Source organism: Janthinobacterium amylolyticum, from assembly GCF_051380655.1.
Lineage (GTDB): Bacteria > Pseudomonadota > Gammaproteobacteria > Burkholderiales > Burkholderiaceae_D > Janthinobacterium.
The window spans coordinates 288,820-306,876 of record NZ_JBNYXL010000006.1; the positions used below are offsets into that span (position 1 = coordinate 288,820).

Below are 18,057 nucleotides of genomic sequence, written 5' to 3' on the forward strand. Positions count from 1 at the left end.
CCCTAAAAACACCGCATTTTATGCCCTCCCGCAACAACCTGACGGGCACAAAAAAACGGGGCCGGCATCGATGCCGGCCCCGCTGCCGCCGCCCTGCCCTTGCGGGCCGGGACGGTCTGGATGCTGCCTTACTTCTTCGACGGCGCGGCCGTGCCGTTGCCCTTGAAGTACTTGAAGAATTCCGAGCTCGGGTCGACCACCATCACGTCGCCCTTGTCCTTGAAGGTGGCGCGGTAGGCTTCCAGGCTACGGTAAAACTTGTAGAACTCCGGATTGCGGCCAAACGCTTCCGCATACACCTGCGACGCCTTGGCATCGCCCTCGCCGCGGATCTTCTCGGCTTCGCGATAGGCTTCGGCCAGGATCACCGTGCGCTGCTTGTCGGCGTCGGCGCGGATTTTCTCGGAGTCGGCCGAACCGGTCGAACGCAGCTCGTTGGCCACGCGCACGCGCTCGGACTTCATGCGGTCGTACACCGAGTTGTTGATCTGCTCGACGTAGTCGACGCGTTTCAGGCGCACATCGACGATGCCCACGCCGATCGACTTGGCTTCCGCCGCGACCTTCGCCAGGATGGCTTCCATCACCTTGCCGCGCTGGCCCGAGATCACTTCGCGCACGGTGCGCTTGGTGATTTCATCGTTCAGTGCAGCCTTGACGATTTGCGACATGCGGTTGCGGGCGCGGCTTTCATCGCCGCCAAAGCTGCGGAAATACAGCCGTGGATCGGAGATGCGCCATTTCACGAAGGCGTCGACGAGGATGTTTTTCTTCTCGGCCGTGATGAAACGCTCGGGTTCCGGCGTGTCGATGGTCAGCACGCGCTTGTCCAGGTACATGACGTTCTGGAACGGCGGCGGCAGCTTGAAGTACAAGCCAGGTTCGCTGATCACTTCCTTGACCTCGCCCAGGGCGAAGACGATGGCGTATTTACGCTGGTCGACGACGAACACGGTCGAGGACAAGAGCATGATCGCGATAAAGCCCGCGATCAGGGCGGCGACGATACGGTTCATTAGCGGCTCTCCCGTTCACGCGAAGAGCGGCTGTCGCGACGCGAATTGACTTCTACTGTCTGCATGGCTTCCTGTGGCATTACGGTATTGGCGGCGGGTGCGGCCGCTGCGGCGCGCGCTGCCGCGGCCGAAGCGTCCGACGCCGCCTGCTGGGCGATCAACTTGTCGAGCGGCAGATACAGCAGGTTGCTGCCCGTCTTGGCGTCAACCATGACCTTGCTGGCACTGCTGAACACTTGCTGCATGGTTTCCAGGTACATGCGGTCACGCGTGACGGCCGGCGCCTTCTGGTACTCGACCAGCACCTGCTTGAAGCGCGAAGCATTACCTTCGGCGTTCTCGGTCACCAGGGAGCGGTACGCTTCGGCTTCCTGCATCAGGCGGAATGCCGCGCCGCGCGCTTTCGGAATGACGTCGTTGGCGTAAGCCTGGCCTTCATTCTTCTGGCGTTCACGGTCCTGGCCCGCCTTGACGGCATCGTCGAAGGCGGCTTGCACCTGCTCCGGCGGCTGCACGGCCTGCATCGTCACGTTGTTGATGAAGACGCCGACCTTGTAGCGGTCGAGAATCTGCTGCATCAGCTGCTGCGTTTCGTACGCGACTTTCTCGCGTCCTTCATACAGCACGAAGTCCATCTTGCTGCGACCGACCACTTCGCGGATCGCCGTTTCGGCGACCTGGCGCAAGGTGTCTTCCTGGTCGCGCACGCTGAACAGCCATTCGACAGGATCTTTCAGGGTGTACTGCACCGCGAACTGGATGTCGATGATGTTTTCATCGTCCGTCAGCATCAGCGATTCGCTGGCCTGCTTGTTGCGCAGCGACTGGCGGTAGCCCACTTCCACCGTGCGCACCTGCGACACGTTGACGGTTTCATCGGTCTGGAACGGGTAAGGCCAGCGCCAGTTGAAACCGGCCGGCGTGGTGCGCGTGTATTTGCCGAACGTCAGCACGACGCCGCTCTGGCCCTCTTGCACGATGAAGGCGCCGCTGGCAAGCCAGATCAGCACGGCGATCACGCCGACCACGCCGGCGGTGATGCCGGCACCCTTCATGTCGGGACGCGGGCCGCTGCCGCCGCCACCGTTGTTATTGCCGCCGTTGTCGGGACGGTTCTTCTGTCCAAAAAAGGCGTTCAGGCGCTGATTGAAATCGCGCCATAACTGGTCGAGGTCCGGCGGACCTTCGCCGGGCTTTTTGCCTTCTTGGGCTTTCTTGCCGTCGTCCTTGCGATTGCCCCAGCGGGGGTCGTTCAGGGACAACTTCAAGCCTGTTTTTTTGAGTAGGGAGACAAGCATAACTATCGTGTTCCGACTTGGGAGTGGGTGGAAAACCTATCGTCCTCGCCAGGCTCTTCGGCCTGGTCCGCGGCGTCATCGTGCTGCTCGGGCAGATCAATCAGCTGATCGTCCTGCAACTGCGCGTCGCCGTTCTGATAGAGGTGAGCCGAGCCCGGCGCTTTCTTGGCCATCTCGACAATTGCATCACGCAGCAGGTCGAGACCGCTGCCCTTTTGCGCACTGACGAACACGCGACTGATCGTAGCATATTCGTCGCGCTCCACCGAAGGCTCCAGCCCGGCCGCATCGATCTTGTTCCACACGAGTATCTGCGGAATATGATCGGCGCCGATCTCTTTCAAGACCAGGTTGACCTGCTCGATCTGCTCCATGCGCACCGGCGACGAGGCGTCGACGACGTGCAGCAGCAGATCGGCATGGATGGTTTCTTCGAGCGTGGCGCGGAAAGCCGCCACCAGCTGGTGCGGCAATTCGCGCACGAAACCGACCGTGTCGGAGATCACCACATTGCCCACTTCCTGGCCCAGGTAAACCCGGCGCGAGGTGGTGTCCAAGGTGGCGAACAACTGGTCGGCGACATACACGCCGGCCTTGGTCACGGCATTGAACAGGGTCGACTTGCCGGCATTGGTATAGCCGACCAGGGACACGGAAAATGTGTGATTGCGCCCGCGCGCGCGGCGCTGCGTTTCGCGCTGCTTGTGCAGTTTTTCCAGGCGCGCGCGCAGTGCCTTGACGCGGTCGCCGATCAGCCGGCGGTCCGTTTCAAGCTGCGTCTCGCCGGGACCGCGCAAGCCGATACCGCCCTTTTGCCGCTCCAGGTGGGTCCAGCCGCGGATCAGGCGCGTGGCCAGATGCTGCAGCTGGGCCAGCTCGACCTGCAGCTTGCCCTCGTGGCTCTTGGCGCGCTGCGCGAAGATGTCGAGGATCAGGCTGGTACGGTCGAGCACGCGCACATTCAGGCGCTTTTCCAGATTGCGCTGCTGGGCAGGTGAAAGGGCGTGATTGAAGATGACGATTTCCAGGCCATCATTGACGACGGCGTCGCCAATTTCGTCCGCCTTGCCGCTGCCGACAAAATACGCGGAATCGGGACTGGAACGCTTGGCCGTGATGGTGGAAATCGGGTCCGCGCCGGCCGAACGCGACAACAGCATGAGTTCCTCCATGCTGGCGGCGAAGTCGCTGTGACCGAAGTCAACCCCGACTAGTGCCGCGCGCATGATGGGAACAGGCAAGTTGAAGCGGACGCCGACGCCGATGCAAACGCATCAGCGCCGCTGGCGCGGACGGGAGCGATGGAGGGTGAAAGGCGCTGGGCCGTCAAGCTCAACGCTTTACTCCGCTTCAGATTCAATATTGAGATTGACGGCACGGGCCGGCACCACTGTCGAGATGGCATGCTTGTACACCATCTGTGTCACCGTATTGCGCAGCAATACGACGTATTGATCGAACGATTCGATATGGCCCTGCAATTTAATGCCATTGACCAGGTAAATCGAGACAGGAACATGCTCTTTGCGTAATGCATTGAGGAATGGGTCTTGTAACAGTTGCCCTTTGTTGCTCATAACAGCTCCGTTGTTTATGTTGTTGTGTAAGAATTGGAGGCGACTCGCTTGATTTCAAGTGCTCTCACACCTTTCAGAGAGAGAAAGATGCATCACAGCTACTGTAACCTGTTTTCGCGATCGCTGTCGCGCATGGCGCATTAACACTTTATTATTTTCGTGCAAATCGCCATATTATTGGCTGTCGGCGCCGCATTATCTCTGCGGCGCCTTAATATGCACTTAATCCAGCTGCTAAATCATTAGCTGCTTGCCGTTACTTGCTCGGCGTGCGTGCGAACGGGTTTTTACCCGTGCGCAACTCGATGCGCAATGGCGTACCGACCAGCGCAAAGGTATCGCGGAAATGTTTTTCGAGATAGCGCTTGTACGGATCGCCGACGGCGTCGAGCGCATTGCCGTGAATAACGATCACAGGCGGGTTCATGCCGCCCTGGTGGGCATAGCGCAGCTTCGGACGAATCGAACCCTTGCGGCGCGGCTCCTGCTTCTCCACGGCCTCGATCAGGGCGCGCGTCAGCTTCGGTGTCGACAGGTCGCACATGGCGGCCGCATATGCGGCGTTGAGCGACTTCATCAGCGGACCGATGTTGGTGCCCTTCAGCGCGGAAATGAAATGCATCTGCGCGAACGACAGGAAATCGAGCTTGCGGTCGATATCGATCTTGATCTCGTCGCGCTGGTGCGATTGCAGGCCATCCCATTTGTTCACGGCCACCACCAGCGCGCGGCCCGATTCCAGGATGAAGCCGGCGATATGCGCGTCCTGCTCGGAAATATCCTGCTGCGCGTCAAGCATCAGCACCACCACGTTGGCTTCGGAAATTGACTGCAGGGTTTTCACCACCGAGAATTTCTCGATCGCTTCAAACACCTTGCCACGGCGGCGGATACCGGCCGTGTCGATCAGGGTGTATTGCTGGCCATCGCGCTCGAACGGAATCTCGATCGAATCGCGCGTCGTGCCCGGCATGTCGAAGGCGATCACGCGCTCTTCGCCCAGCAGGGTGTTGATCAAGGTCGACTTGCCCACGTTCGGACGGCCGACCAGGGCGATCTTGATGCCGCGGTCGGTCTTTTCCAGCTCTTCAGGCTCATCCGGACGCTGCGCGAACGCCAGGTCCAGCATCACTTCGACGAGGTCGTTGACGCCGTCGCCGTGCGCCGACGAAATCGCATACGGATCGCCCATGCCCAATTCATAGAATTCGGACACGACGGCCGTATAGCGCATGCCTTCGCTTTTGTTGACCACCAACAAGACCGGACGACCGCTCTTGCGCAGGAAGTCGACGATGGTCTTGTCATGCGGGGTCAGGCCCTGGCGGCCGTCCACGATGAATACCACCACGTCGGCCTCGGCCACGGCCTGCTTGGTCTGCAGTGCCATCTGGTGCATGATGCCTTCCTTGGCGACGGGTTCGAAACCACCCGTATCGATGACCAGGAAGGGACGTTCGCCGACACGGCCTTCGCCATAGTGACGATCGCGCGTCAACCCAGGCAAATCCGCCACTAGCGCATCGCGCGAGCGGGTCAGACGATTGAATAAAGTCGATTTCCCAACATTGGGTCGACCTACTAGTGCAATTACCGGCTTCATTTGTATTACTCGACCGCGAGAGCGGTCACTGTCCCTGATTGGGTTTGAAAAATCAAATTCGAACCGGCAACAACGGGAGCCGAAACAATCGGGCTGCCGTCGGTGCTGACCCGACCTATTAATGCGCCATCTTCCCGTGACAGGAAGTGGATGTAACCTTGATAATCGCCAACGGCGACGCTGCGGCCGAACGACGCTGGCGTCGACAGGCGGCGGCGTGCCAGCGCGTCATTCTTCCAGGCGCTCTGCCCGCCATCGCGGCTGAACGCCAGGACGGCGCCCTGGTCATCGGCGGCAAAGACGAAACGCTGGTCCACCGCCACGCCCACATCGGACGACAATGGCTTGTTCCAGCGTGGCACGCCCGTGGCCGCATCGAAGCAGCCAACCTTGCCCTGGTACGTCACGGCGCACACTTCGCCCTCGAACACCACCGGCGTGCCGGCGATATCGGAGACACGCTCCAGTTCGGTAGCGCCGCGCGGTTCGCTGACGACGATCTCCCAGCGTACCACACCGGTCGCCGCCGTCAGGGCCAGCAGCTTGCCGCCCGGCTGGGCCACATATACGTTCGTGCCGCCCAGCACCATGCCCGGCGCATTGCGCAGGGTCAATGCCGGCGTGGCGCGCTGGACGGTCCACTTGCGCTCGCCCGTCTTGGCGTCGAAGCCGACGATGCGGTTGTCGACGCTGCGCACCACCACCACGCCCTGGCTGACCACTGGCGGCGTCAGCACTTCACTGGACGCCTGCGCTTTCCACAGCTGCTTGCCATCGGCGTCAAACGCCAGCACGGCGCCCTTGGCGGCGCCGACTGCCACCACCGTGCCATCGCTGCCGGCGCTCGAAGTGATATCGCTGCCCGCCTTGATGCGCCAGGTTTCACGGCCGCTGGCCGCATCCAGGCGCGCCAGCGCGCCATCGGCGTTGACCACGTACAGGCTGCCGCCAGCCAGTGCCGGCGTGAACGCATACACGCCCGCCTTGCCGATCGAATATTTCCAGGCATCGCGCACGGCGATGCTCGATTTTAACTCGACCAGTTTGGCCGGTTCGACTTTCGGATCTTTCGAGGCAAACGGGTTCCACGAGGAGCAACCCGCCATCAGGGCCAACAGGCTTGCAGCTACCAGCTTTTCAGTGACACGCATAAGTGTTATCCAACCTTTTTCTTGTACTTGTAACGGTGAGGCCGGCGGCGCAGGGGCCGCGCAGCGCAACCGGCTCTATCAGGCGGCGGCCTTGTCAGCCTTGGCCTTGTCTTCCGGCACCGTACCGCCGATCGATTCCAGCTTGACCTGGATCAATTGACGGCCTGGATTGTTCTTGTCCGTCGCGGCTATCGCGGCCAGGTAGGCCGTGCGGGCATCGGCCAGCTTGTTTTGCGCCACCAGGATGTCGCCCTTGCGGTCCGCCACGGCACCGGCAAATTGCGGCACGGAAGCCGTCGCCAGCACTTTCAGTGCTTCGTCGTAGGCTTTTTCATCCAGCAAGACACCGGCCAGGCGCAGCTTGGCGATGGCCTTGTACTCTTCCGTGCCATGCTCGGCCACCCATTGCAGCTGGGTCTTCGCCGTTTTCAGGTCGTTCGCGTCGAAGGCTACCTTGGCCGCGGCCAGGGCGCTCATCTGCGCGTAGGCCGTGCCGCCGAAGCGCGACTGCATGTCGCCGGCCGCGCGCATGACCTTGGCCGTATCCTTGGCGGCGATGGCGTTTTGCAATTCATCGTACAACTGGCCCGCTTGCGCCGCCTGGGTGCGCTGGTAGTACTGCCAGCCAGCCCAGCCGCTATAACCTGCCAGCGCCACGATCAGGACCCAGGAGGTCAGATTGCCATTGCGCTGCCACCAGGCCTTGAGGGTTGCCAGTTGTTCTTGTTCTTCGTGATCGTATGCCATGGTCGTCAGTTTTAATGAGTAGTTGATCGAGGGTACAACTGTGTTGCTTCAAATCAGTGGTGGTGATGCACGTGGCCGCCAGGACCGTGGTCATGGCCGCAGTCATGTTCGCCGATGATCTGGTCGACCACATAGTCGACAACATCGTCGAACGGCACCGTGTTCTGCTGCGCGCCCGCATCGGCTTCGCGCATGGCTTTCACGGTGGCGACGTTGTTGGCGATTTCATCGTCGCCCAGGATCACGGCAAACGCCGCGCCGCTGGCATCGGCCTTTTTCATTTGCGTCTTGAAGCTGCCGCCACCGTTGCTCGCTGCGCAATGTAGCACAACGTCCAGGCCCGCATCGCGAATCCGCTCGGCCAGCACGAAAGCTTGCAGGCCGGCCTGCTCGCCCTGGTGCACCAGGTAGACGTCGCACTGCGCCGGCTGCTCTGGCTCGGCCGCATCCTTCATCAGCAGCACCAGGCGTTCGACGCCCATGCCGAAACCGACGGCGGGCGTCGATTTGCCGCCGAACATTTCCACCATGCCGTCATAGCGGCCACCGGCGCAGACCGTGCCTTGCGCGCCCAGCTTGTCGCTGACCCACTCGAACACCGTGCGGTTGTAGTAATCGAGGCCGCGCACCAGGCGTGGATTGACGGTAAACGGAATATTGTTGTGGTTCAGGATCTTCTGCACGCCGTGGAAATGCGCCAGCGATTCCTCGCCCAGGTAGTCCAGCAGCTTCGGCGCGCCATTGACCAGGTCCTGCATGGCAGGGTTCTTGGTGTCGAGGATGCGCAGCGGATTGCTGTGCAGGCGACGCTTGGCCTCTTCGTCGAGCAGCTCGCCGTGGCCTTCCAGGTAGGTGATCAGGTCGGCGCGGTGGCGCAGGCGCTCGGCTGCGTCGCCGATCGAATTGAGTTCCAGGCGGATGCCTTCCAGGCCCAGGTCATCCCACAGGCGGCGGGTCATCATGATCAGCTCGGCGTCGATGTCCGGGCCAGTAAAGCCGATGGCTTCCGCGCCGAACTGGTGGAACTGGCGGTAGCGGCCCTTCTGTGGACGCTCGTGGCGGAACATCTGGCCCTTGTACCACAGGCGCTTCGGCCCTTCGTAGACGAGGTTGTGCTCGACCACGGCGCGCACCACGCCGGCCGTGCCTTCAGGGCGCAGGGTCAGGTTGTCGCCGTTCATCGAATCGGTGAACGAATACATTTCCTTTTCCACGATATCGGTCACGGCGCCGATGGCGCGCGCGAACAATTTCGTTTCTTCCACGATCGGCGTGCGGATCTGCTGGAAGCCGTAGCTTTGCAGCACGGATTGCGCCGTGTTTTCAAACAACTCCCACAGCGGGGCGTCGGCCGGCAGGACATCGTTCATGCCCTTCACGCCGGTGATCTTATCTGCTTTTTTATTTTCGGACATAGTGTTCTTCTTTGCTGTTCTTTGCTTGTTGCTGTATCTACGTTGTCGGATGGCGCCCGAAGGGCCAACCCGACCTGCCCGACCGATTACGCGGCAACCGGTGCGGTCTTGCCATAATGGCTTTTAACATAATTGAGGACGATGTCCTGGAATTCCTCGACGATGCGCTCGCCGCGCAGGGTGACGACTTTTTCGCCGTCGACAAACACGGGCGCGGCCGGCGACTCGCCCGTGCCGGGCAGGCTGATGCCGATGTTCGCATGCTTCGATTCGCCCGGGCCGTTGACGATGCAGCCCATGACGGCCACGTTCATCGCTTCCACGCCCGGATACGATTTCTTCCATTCCGGCATCTGCTCGCGCAGATAGGTCTGGATGTTGTCGGCCAGTTCCTGGAAAGTGGTCGACGTCGTGCGGCCGCAACCAGGGCAGGCGATGACCATGGGCGCGAACTTGCGCAAGCCCATGGTTTGCAGGATTTCCTGGCCGACGATGACTTCGCGCGTGCGGTCGCCGCCCGGCTCCGGCGTGAGAGAAATGCGGATGGTGTCGCCGATGCCTTCCTGCAGCAAGACGGCCAGGGCCGCCGTCGAGGCGACGATGCCCTTGCTGCCCATGCCCGCTTCCGTCAGGCCCAGGTGCAGCGGATAGTCGCAGCGCTGCGCCAGTTCGCGGTACACGGCGATCAGGTCCTGCACGCCCGAGACCTTGCATGACAGGATGATCTTGTCGCGGCCCAGGCCCAGTTCTTCGGCGCGCACGGCGTTTTCAATCGCCGACGTCACGAGCGCCTCGTACATGACGGCTTGCGCCGGCCACGGTTCGGCGCGGCCCGCGTTTTCGTCCATGATGCGCGCCAGCAAGGCCTGGTCCAGGCTGCCCCAGTTGACGCCGATGCGCACCGGCTTGTCGTAGCGGCAGGCCGCTTCGATCATTTGCGCAAATTGCGTGTCGCGCTTGGCACCCTTGCCCACGTTGCCCGGATTGATGCGGTACTTCGACAGCGCGCGCGCGCAATCGGGGTAGTCGTTGAGCAGGGTATGGCCGTTGTAATGGAAATCGCCCACCAGCGGCACGTCGATATCCATCTTGTCGAGCTGCTCGCGGATATACGGCACGGCCGCGGCCGCTTCCGGACGGTCCACCGTCAGGCGCACCAGCTCGGAGCCGGCACGCGCCAGTTCCTTGATCTGGATCGCCGTGCCGATGGCGTCGGCCGTATCCGTGTTCGTCATCGACTGCACCACCACGGGGGCGTCGCCGCCCACCCAGATCTGGCGCTGGCCGTGCGCGATCAGCACCTTGCGGCTGTCGCGCCGGTCGGATGGACCGGAGCCGATCGCTGTTTTCGAGGTAGCCATAATATTATCTTCTGAGTTTGCTTGAACGGTTACTGCAATTATTTGATGCTGACACGGGAAATTGTGCCGCCCGGAACAGTCGGCAAGTCCAGCTTGGCACCGCGCAAGGTGGCCTGCACCACGCCAGGCTTGCCCACCACCAGGGTGGCAGGGCCCGTGATATCGAACGTTTCCGTGCTGCCCGCCTTGACCATGCGCGAAATCAGCGGCGAGGTGCCGGGGCGGCGAATTTCCACCCAGGAATCCTGCTCCACCTTCAGTACCAGCGCGTTCGCGCCCACGGCCGCGGCCGCGGCCGCAACAGGCGGCGTGACGGCGGCCGGCGTTGCCGCTGCCGCGGTCGTCGCGGCGGGCACTGCCGCTGGCGGCACCACGGCGGCGGGCGCCGCAGCGATGGCGGACGCGGCTGGCGCGCCCGTTTGCGTATCGTTGCCTGGCGGCGGCGGCACGGAAATCAGCGGCACGGACGGCGTCTGCACGGGCGACAAGTCCTGGCCCGGCTTGATCAGGGTCGTTTCCACAGGACCCACTTCCGCATGCGGCGCTTCTTTTTCGGCATGCGAGGACAGCAGGCTGGCCGGGACATAGCCGAGCTTATACGCGCCAAAGGCGGCGGCCACGACGACCGCCACGGCGCCGGCGATCCAGAGGGGCGTCTGGTTCGACGAGCGCTGCGTCATCGACGGGAAGCGCGATTCGGAAAACGTGGCGGAAATCTCGCGCCGTACGGGCGCGGCCGGGTCTTGCGCCGGCGCCGGATGGACTTCGATCATGGCCACCAGCGGCGCCGCGTCAAGACGCACCACCTTGGCATAGGCGCGCACGAAACCGCGCACCACGGCAACGTTCGGCAAAGCCGCCATGTCGCCCTCTTCCAGCGCGATCACCTGGCGCGGCGCCAGCTTGAGCTGGTCCGCCACCTGTTCCACCGGCCAGCCCAGCGCTTCGCGCTGCGCCTTCAACTGTGCGCCTGCCAACGCAAGATTGCCCTGGGGCTGCTGCTGAGGCGTTTCTGCCCACTCTGAATTCATTGGTATCCCTGTCTCACTCATCAAACGCCCCACTTTGATAAGCAGCATATTCGGACGAGCCGGAATGGTGGTTGCGCAAATGCGCCCCCAGGCCAGCTTCCGCACCCGCATCCCCGAGCTTATGCTGCACCTTGATCCCGAGCCACAGCACATCGGCCGTCTGGCTCTCCATTGTCGCTACTTTACCGAGCCGCTCAAGGTAATGAGCCGCTTGCCGGTAGTCTTGCTGTTCGTAATACACGCGCACCAGGCCGGCATAGGTGATTGCCGCGCCAGGTGCGATGCGCTCCGCCTTGAGCCAGTAGCTGGCGGCGCGCGGGTAATCTTTCATGAGCAGGCTGCACGCCGCCGCATTATGCAGCGCAAGTTCAGGCGTGGCATACGCGGCATCTTGCAATGCGGCATCAAAATACGCCAGCGACTGCGCCGCGCGCCCGGTATGGCATAGAAACAGGCCATAATTATTGCTCAACTCGGGATTGTGGGGCGCCAGGCGCAATGCGTAAAGAAAATCTTTTTCAGCAGCTACAGGCTGGCGCAGGGCGGCAAAGATCAGGGCCCGCATGCCGCGCCCCTGGGCGTTGCCTGGCAGCAGTTGCACCGCCTGCTCTGCCTCTTCCAATGCGACCACGAACTGGTTCTGCATATAATAGGCGCTGGCCAGCTGCAAGCGCAAGGCGGCGCGCTGTTCGACCGATGCAGCTTGCTCCTTGTCCGCGGTGGAAGCACAGCCGGCCAGCAACACGCCCAGGCTGACAGCAGCCACGGCAAGTACGCCAGCATAAGCCATGCTTCCCCGCATCAGGAGCGGATCTCCACGATCTTGCCGAAATTGGCGCCAAATTTCTGTTGATATTCAGTCATTTTTTCCATGCGTTCCTGCACCCGCGTGCGATCCTTGACTTCGCCGGCCAGCTGGCCGCAGGCCGCATCGATATCGTCGCCGCGCGTCTTGCGCACGGTGGTGATGATGCCGCCATCCATGAGCACCTGGGCAAAGGCCTTGATGCGCGGGTTTTTCGAGCGGAACAGGCCCGACTCGGGGAACGGGTTGAATGGAATCAGGTTGAACTTGCAGTTCACGCCGAACTCGCGGTCTTGCACCAGCGCCAGCAGTTCGCGCGCATGCTCGTCGCTGTCGTTGACGCCGTCCAGCATGCAGTACTCGAAGGTAATGAAGTCGCGCGGGGCGAATTCCAGGTAGCGCTTGCAGGCTGCCATCAATTCCTTCAGCGGGTATTTCTTGTTCAGTGGAATCAAACCATCGCGCAAGGTGTCGTTCGAGGCGTGCAGCGAGACGGCCAGGGCCACCGGCACTTCCTGCGACAGCTTGTCCATCATCGGCACCACGCCCGAGGTCGACAGCGTCACGCGGCGGCGCGACAGGCCGTAGGCGTTGTCGTCGAGCATCAATTTCAGGGCCGTGACGGTCGGCTCAAAGTTCAGCAGAGGCTCGCCCATGCCCATCATCACCACATTGGTGATCTGGCGCTCGCCTTTCGGGCCCGGTTCGATACCCTTGGTGCGGCGCAGTTCGAATTCCGCCATCCACAGCTGGCCGATGATTTCGCCCACGGACAGGTTGCGGTTGAAGCCTTGCTTGCCCGTCGAGCAGAAACGGCAGTTCACGGCGCAGCCGGCCTGGGTCGAGATGCACAAGGTGCCGCGGTTGTCTTCCGGAATGAACACGGTTTCCACGGCATTGCCATTGCCCACGTCAACGAGCCACTTGCGCGTGCCATCCGTCGACGTGTGGTCGCTGATGATGGCCGGGGCGCGCACTTCGGCGCGCGTGGCCAGCTTGTCGCGCAGCGACTTGGCCAGATCCGTCATGGCGTCGAAATCGGAAGCGCCGAACTGATGTATCCAACGTTGCAATTGTTTCGCACGAAACGGTTTCTCTCCCAACTCGGCGCAGTAGGCGATGAGTTGCGCGGGATCGAGGTCCAGCAAGTTGGTGAGGGTCGTCGTATTCATGATCATGTCTATTCTAAAAATCCGTCCCCGCGCGCATCCGGAGCGAAAACTCCACAGCGCAGCGGGAACAGGGGGGTGATAAGTTATTTCACAGATAACGCCAGGAAATAACGTTATCTAAGGCAATTAAGCCTTCAGTTCTGGGAAGAAGTAAGCGATTTCCACTTTGGCAGCTTCGACAGCGTCGGAGCCGTGTACGGCGTTGGCGTCGATCGAATCGGCGAAATCGGCGCGGATCGTGCCTTTTTCTGCTTTCTTCGGATCGGTCGCGCCCATCAGGTCACGGTGGGCCAGAACGGCGTTTTCGCCTTCCAGGGCTTGGATCATGACTGGACCGGAAACCATGAAGTCAACCAGGTCCTTGAAGAAGCCGCGCTCTTTGTGCGCTGCGTAGAAGCCTTCAGCTTGTTCGCGGGTCAGTTGGGTCATGCGCGCAGCGATGATTTTCAAGCCAGCGTTTTCAAAACGGGTGTAGATTTGACCAATTACGTTTTTTGCAACTGCGTCTGGTTTGATGATCGACAGGGTGCGTTCGATTGCCATGTGTGAAAACTCCAATAAAAAGAAAGGTTTAAAACGGTAAATTGAGAACTCAATCAACCTTTGATTTTACCATACTCCACCCCATATCACCCAGACAGGCAGGGGGCACACTTCCCCATTGGCTGCGTTTAATGAAATCTTAAGCTGCTTTTTTTGCAAAATCCGGGGTCCATGCTATCCTTGGGCAAAGTAGTAATTTGAATTGACAACACGGAGGCACTATGAATCAGAACATGCAACGCACCTTTGACCTGTCGGGGGGCATGCAGCAAGTCCGCCACCAGGTCTTGCGCAACACTTACTGGCTGCTGGCACTGTCCATGATACCGACCGTGCTGGGCGCTTTCATCGGCGTGCAAATGCACTTGCCGATGCTGACCGGCGGCATGGGTTTCATCATCTTCATGCTGGTGGCATTCGGTTTCATGTACGCGATTGAAAAAACCAAGAACTCGGGCCTGGGCGTCGCCGTCCTGCTGGGCTTTACCTTCTTCATGGGCCTGATGCTCACGCCTATCCTGACGCGTACGCTCGGCTACTCGAACGGCGGCATGCTGATCATGACCGCGTTCGGCGGCACGGCCACCATCCTGGCCGTGATGGCCACCATCGCCACGGTCTCGAAGCGCGACTTCTCGGCCATGGGCAAATGGCTGTTCGCCGGCGTGATCGTGCTGATCCTGGCATCGGTGGCGAATATTTTCCTGGGCCTGTCGGCACTGTCGATCGTGATCTCCATGGTCGCCATCGCCATCTTCTCGGCCTACATCCTGTATGACGTGCAGCAAATCATCAACGGCGGCGAGACCAACTACATCTCGGCCACCCTGCGCATCTACCTGGACGTGTACAACATCTTCACCAGCCTGCTGTCCCTGCTGGGCTTTGCCGGCGGCAGCCGCGACTAAGCGCTGACGCACGAAAATAAAAGCCGACCCTCGGGTCGGCTTTTTTACGTCTGCGGCATTCACTTCACCTTGTCGCCACATTCAGCAGGCAGCGGCGGGCACGGTCCAGCGTCGGGTTGTCGCGCTGCGCCGCATACACGGCGTAGGCCGAATGGGAGAATTCGGGCGCGTCGCGCACGCGGTGCAACAGACCCGCATCCAGATACGGCTGGGCCGAACCGATGCGGAAGTAACTGGCGCCGCCTGCCTCCAGCAAATACACGAGGGCCAGCGGCCCCAGCGAAATCGACACGGGCGGGCTGCTCAGTTCCGGATACGCCGCCTGGTGGTTCGCCGCGAACGCCGGTCCCCAGTCCACATATACATAGCTGTCGGCATGCATCTGCCCGTCGGCGCGCGTGGTGATCATCACGAGTTTTTCCTCGGCCAGCAATTCGCTGACGAGGCCCGGGCGCTGCGGCGGGTTGTACAGCACGGCCAGGTCCAGCGAGCCGTCGTGCACGGCGTCGAGCAGGCGCGCAGGACTGTCGACTTCCGCGCGCAGGGCGATCTCGGGGCAATCCCGGCTCATGCGTATCAGCCAGTCGCCCAGCAGCGGCTGCCACAAGCTCAGTTCGCAGCCGATGCTGATGGCGTCGTCGCGCCCCGGCGGCAAGGCCACCTGGTGGCGCGCTCGCTCCCACACCTGCACCAGGGTGGCCGCGTGGCGCATGAAGCGCTCGCCGGCCGAGGTCAGGCGCGCACCCGCCTTGTTGCGCACGAAGAGCTGGCGCCCCAGCTGCTGCTCCAGGGTGCGGATGCGGGCGCTGACGGCCGTCTGCGTCACGTGCATGCGCTCCGCCGCCATGATGAAACTGCCGCTGGACGCCACTTCCAGGAAGGTACGCGCTTGATTGATATCCATCAAGTCATGATATCAGCTGCCGCACATCTCAACTGATGCGCGCGTAGCCGCCCAGCACGCCCTGCTTCGACAGCACCCATTGCCACAGCTGCAGGTCGCGCGCGCGGAAGGCGCCGGCGCACGACAGCAGATAATACGACCACATGCGGTGGAAGCGCTCGCCCAGCTGGGCGGAAAACCGCGGCCAGGCCTGCTCGAAATTGGCATGCCAGGCCATCAGGGTCTTGTCATAGTCGGCGCCGAAGTTGTGCATGTCCTCGGCCACAAACAGCTCATCCATGGCGTCGCCGATCTGCCCGATCGACGGCAAATCGCCATTCGGGAAGATGTATTTGTCGATCCACGGGTCGCAGCTGGAATGGCGCTTGTTTTTGCCGATGGTGTGCAGCAGGAACAGGCCGTCGTCTTCCAGGCAGCGATGCGCCACTTCCATGAAGGTGCGGTGATTTTTATGCCCCACGTGCTCGAACATGCCGATGCTGACGATGCGGTCGAATTTTTCATCGGTGTCGCGGTAGTCCTGCAGGCGAAAGTCCAGGTGTTCGCCGCCAGGCATGGCGCGCGCATACTCGGCCTGCTCCTTCGAGATCGTCACGCCGACGCACTGCACCTGGTATTTTTCCGCCGCATAGCGCATGAAACTGCCCCAGCCGCAGCCGATGTCGAGCACGCGCATGCCGGGCTCCAGGCGCAGCTTGCGGCACACCAGGTCCAGCTTGGCCTCCTGCGCTTCGGCCAGGCTGCCGGCATCCTTCCAGTAGCCGCAGGTGTAGGTCATGCGCGGATCGAGCATGGCCGCATAGAAGGTGTTGCCCAGGTCATAGTGCTCCTTGCCCACCATCCAGGCGCGGCGCTCCGTCTGCAGGTTGAACAGGCGCGCATACAGCGCGTGGAAAGCCAGACGCATGGGACGCACGTCGTCGGCCACCCTGGCGCGCAGCAGGTGGCAAAAGAATTCGTCGAGCTGCTGCGCATCCCAGTGGCCGTCCATATAGGCCTCGCCCAGGCCCAGGTTGCCGCTGGCGAAGGCCCGCTCGGGCACGCCGGGCTTGCGCAGCTGCATGTCCCAGGCGGCGCGCCCGTTCAGGTGGATATCGGCCCTGGCCAGCAGTTCGGCCGCTTCGCGCGTCAGCCGCGTGTCGAGGGGGATGTTCGGTGCCTGCTGCAACTGCATTGCCTGCAAAGATGCTTGTGTCGTGTGCTGCGTGTTCATGCCCTGCCGCCTCCAGATGGTTGTCGGTGCTGGCGCCGCCGGCATCCCATTCAGGGCCTGGCGGCGCACCAGCCATAAAATTATCCGCCCGCCCAGGCCGCCTGGATAATGAAACATCATGGAAATTCATATCAAATATTTTGCACTTAAATGATTTAAATCAACATTTAATGAGAACACCGTCAGCGCGTAGCGCGACGTAGCATGAAAAAAGCCGCCTGTTCGGCGGCTGTTTCAAGCATGTTCGCGGCACGGGCCGCCGCGATCAAAAGTCGTGATTTGATGGATACTTGCTGTAAAAATCGTTATCCCATTTGAAGTTCGTGAACGCCACCGTCATGGAAATGTCGAGCGCTTCGACGAAATGCCAGCAGCCGACAGGCAGGAACAGGATCTCGCCCGGCGCCAGCACGCATTCGCGCACCTGCACGTCGGCCATCAGCGGGTAGCGCCGCACGTCGATGTCGCGCCCGTCGACGGGCGTAAAACAGTGGCGCTGGTTGTACACGCGCGCCACCTCGCAGGCGGCCATGATGCGCAGCCGCTTGCGCCCCGCCACTTGCGCCATGAAGTTGTTGGTCAGGTCGTGGTGGAATGGCGTGACCGTGCCGGCCGGGCCAAACCACAAAAAGCCCGTGGGGCCGCCATCCTGCTTCAGGTATTCGGGCAGCTGGCCGATATCGTCCCACAGCTCGCGCAGCGCTTGGCGGTTCTGCGAATAGTTATTCGCCGTCATGTAGAAATCGTTGGTCGCGCCGCTGCCTTCGACCAGGCTCGCGTATTCGCCAAAGGCCATCATGCGCTTGTGCGCCACGCTGTTCATCTCGTACTGCTCGTCCGCCTCGCGGCCGAACTGCACCTCCACTTCGCGCTGGGCGAAATGCGCGCGGAAATAGGCGGGATTCCACTTGGCCATGGCCGGCCAGTCGTCCATCATGCCGGTGATGATGACGGGCTGGTTGGTGGTATAGAACTCCGCCAGGAACTCCTGCGCCGTGAGTTTCTCGCGACGGGGAATCTCGGGACTGCGCAGCTGGTTCAGCTTGCGCTGGATATCGATCACCCAGTCGCGCTTGGCCAGCCGGTTCGACAGGCGCACCGCGCCGGCCAGGTAAGGGCTTTGCAGCGCCAGCTCGATTTCACGGCGCGCCAGCGGCTCGCTGATGCCGGCCTTTTGCAGCACCGGCATCAGGGCCGAAGGGTGGCTACCCAGCATGAGGTTTTCCGCGATCCAGCTGCGCCATTCGCGGCTCAAGTCCTGTTCCTGCTGCTGCTCCTGCTGCTTGACTCCGAATGTCGATACCGCCGCCATC

At 61.7% G+C, this 18,057-nt stretch carries 17 protein-coding genes; 1 reads left to right on the top strand and 16 read right to left on the bottom strand.

All coding sequences use genetic code 11. From position 1 onward, the window contains the following. Positions 1-128: 128 nt before the first annotated feature. The 13 genes from hflC to ndk form a co-directional block, all read right to left on the bottom strand. Complete coding sequence (hflC, locus tag ACQ4WR_RS15005; RefSeq protein ID WP_102296635.1) at positions 129-1,016, bottom strand: protease modulator HflC; 888 nt, start codon at positions 1,014-1,016, stop codon at positions 129-131. After that, positions 1,016-2,314, bottom strand: a complete 1,299-nt coding sequence (hflK, locus tag ACQ4WR_RS15010) for an FtsH protease activity modulator HflK (RefSeq protein ID WP_436488164.1) — start codon at positions 2,312-2,314, stop codon at positions 1,016-1,018. The genes hflC and hflK overlap by 1 nt, the downstream gene beginning before the upstream one ends. 2 nt (positions 2,315-2,316) lie before the next feature. Beyond that, complete coding sequence (gene hflX, locus ACQ4WR_RS15015) at positions 2,317-3,540, bottom strand: GTPase HflX (RefSeq protein ID WP_102296631.1); 1,224 nt, start codon at positions 3,538-3,540, stop codon at positions 2,317-2,319. A 114-nt stretch (positions 3,541-3,654) separates the two neighbouring features. Continuing rightward, positions 3,655-3,891 (bottom strand): RNA chaperone Hfq, encoded by a 237-nt coding sequence (gene hfq / locus ACQ4WR_RS15020; protein ID WP_008450615.1) that lies wholly within the window; start codon positions 3,889-3,891, stop codon positions 3,655-3,657. Between the two features lie 256 nt (positions 3,892-4,147). Beyond that, positions 4,148-5,494, bottom strand: a complete 1,347-nt coding sequence (gene der, locus ACQ4WR_RS15025; protein WP_070221915.1) for a ribosome biogenesis GTPase Der — start codon at positions 5,492-5,494, stop codon at positions 4,148-4,150. A gap of 5 nt (positions 5,495-5,499) precedes the next feature. Continuing rightward, complete coding sequence (gene bamB, locus ACQ4WR_RS15030) at positions 5,500-6,645, bottom strand: outer membrane protein assembly factor BamB (protein WP_102296630.1); 1,146 nt, start codon at positions 6,643-6,645, stop codon at positions 5,500-5,502. A gap of 78 nt (positions 6,646-6,723) precedes the next feature. After that, positions 6,724-7,392 (bottom strand): YfgM family protein, encoded by a 669-nt coding sequence (locus tag ACQ4WR_RS15035; RefSeq protein WP_102296628.1) that lies wholly within the window; start codon positions 7,390-7,392, stop codon positions 6,724-6,726. 53 nt (positions 7,393-7,445) lie between these two features. Next, the gene (gene hisS / locus ACQ4WR_RS15040; protein WP_436488167.1) at positions 7,446-8,807 is read right to left on the bottom strand and encodes a histidine--tRNA ligase; all 1,362 of its coding nucleotides are present in this window, start codon (positions 8,805-8,807) and stop codon (positions 7,446-7,448) included. Positions 8,808-8,893: 86 nt separating this feature from the next. Next, on the bottom strand, positions 8,894-10,168 hold the full coding sequence (ispG, locus tag ACQ4WR_RS15045; RefSeq protein ID WP_436488169.1) for a flavodoxin-dependent (E)-4-hydroxy-3-methylbut-2-enyl-diphosphate synthase: 1,275 nt from the start codon (positions 10,166-10,168) through the stop codon (positions 8,894-8,896). A 38-nt stretch (positions 10,169-10,206) separates the two neighbouring features. Beyond that, positions 10,207-11,145, bottom strand: a complete 939-nt coding sequence (locus ACQ4WR_RS15050; RefSeq protein ID WP_436488171.1) for a helix-turn-helix domain-containing protein — start codon at positions 11,143-11,145, stop codon at positions 10,207-10,209. Between the two features lie 67 nt (positions 11,146-11,212). Further along, positions 11,213-11,944 (bottom strand): type IV pilus biogenesis/stability protein PilW, encoded by a 732-nt coding sequence (gene pilW / locus ACQ4WR_RS15055; protein ID WP_436488173.1) that lies wholly within the window; start codon positions 11,942-11,944, stop codon positions 11,213-11,215. A gap of 56 nt (positions 11,945-12,000) precedes the next feature. Further along, positions 12,001-13,176 (bottom strand): dual-specificity RNA methyltransferase RlmN, encoded by a 1,176-nt coding sequence (gene rlmN, locus ACQ4WR_RS15060; protein WP_071326298.1) that lies wholly within the window; start codon positions 13,174-13,176, stop codon positions 12,001-12,003. A gap of 126 nt (positions 13,177-13,302) precedes the next feature. Next, the gene (ndk, locus tag ACQ4WR_RS15065) at positions 13,303-13,719 is read right to left on the bottom strand and encodes a nucleoside-diphosphate kinase (RefSeq protein ID WP_092795197.1); all 417 of its coding nucleotides are present in this window, start codon (positions 13,717-13,719) and stop codon (positions 13,303-13,305) included. A 221-nt stretch (positions 13,720-13,940) separates the two neighbouring features. On the opposite strand from ndk, the gene ACQ4WR_RS15070 reads away from it, so the two are divergent. Then, on the top strand, positions 13,941-14,627 hold the full coding sequence (locus ACQ4WR_RS15070) for a Bax inhibitor-1/YccA family protein (RefSeq protein ID WP_071322696.1): 687 nt from the start codon (positions 13,941-13,943) through the stop codon (positions 14,625-14,627). 64 nt (positions 14,628-14,691) lie between these two features. Here the strand turns inward: ACQ4WR_RS15070 and ACQ4WR_RS15075 are convergent, their stop codons facing one another. The 3 genes from ACQ4WR_RS15075 to ACQ4WR_RS15085 form a co-directional block, all read right to left on the bottom strand. Next, entirely contained in the window at positions 14,692-15,531 is an 840-nt protein-coding gene (locus tag ACQ4WR_RS15075; RefSeq protein ID WP_436488174.1) for a LysR family transcriptional regulator, read from the bottom strand. 28 nt (positions 15,532-15,559) lie between these two features. Next, on the bottom strand, positions 15,560-16,705 hold the full coding sequence (cfa, locus tag ACQ4WR_RS15080; RefSeq protein ID WP_436488334.1) for a cyclopropane fatty acyl phospholipid synthase: 1,146 nt from the start codon (positions 16,703-16,705) through the stop codon (positions 15,560-15,562). A gap of 304 nt (positions 16,706-17,009) precedes the next feature. Then, entirely contained in the window at positions 17,010-18,056 is a 1,047-nt protein-coding gene (locus ACQ4WR_RS15085) for a cupin-like domain-containing protein (RefSeq protein ID WP_436488175.1), read from the bottom strand. Position 18,057: the final 1 nt, after the last annotated feature.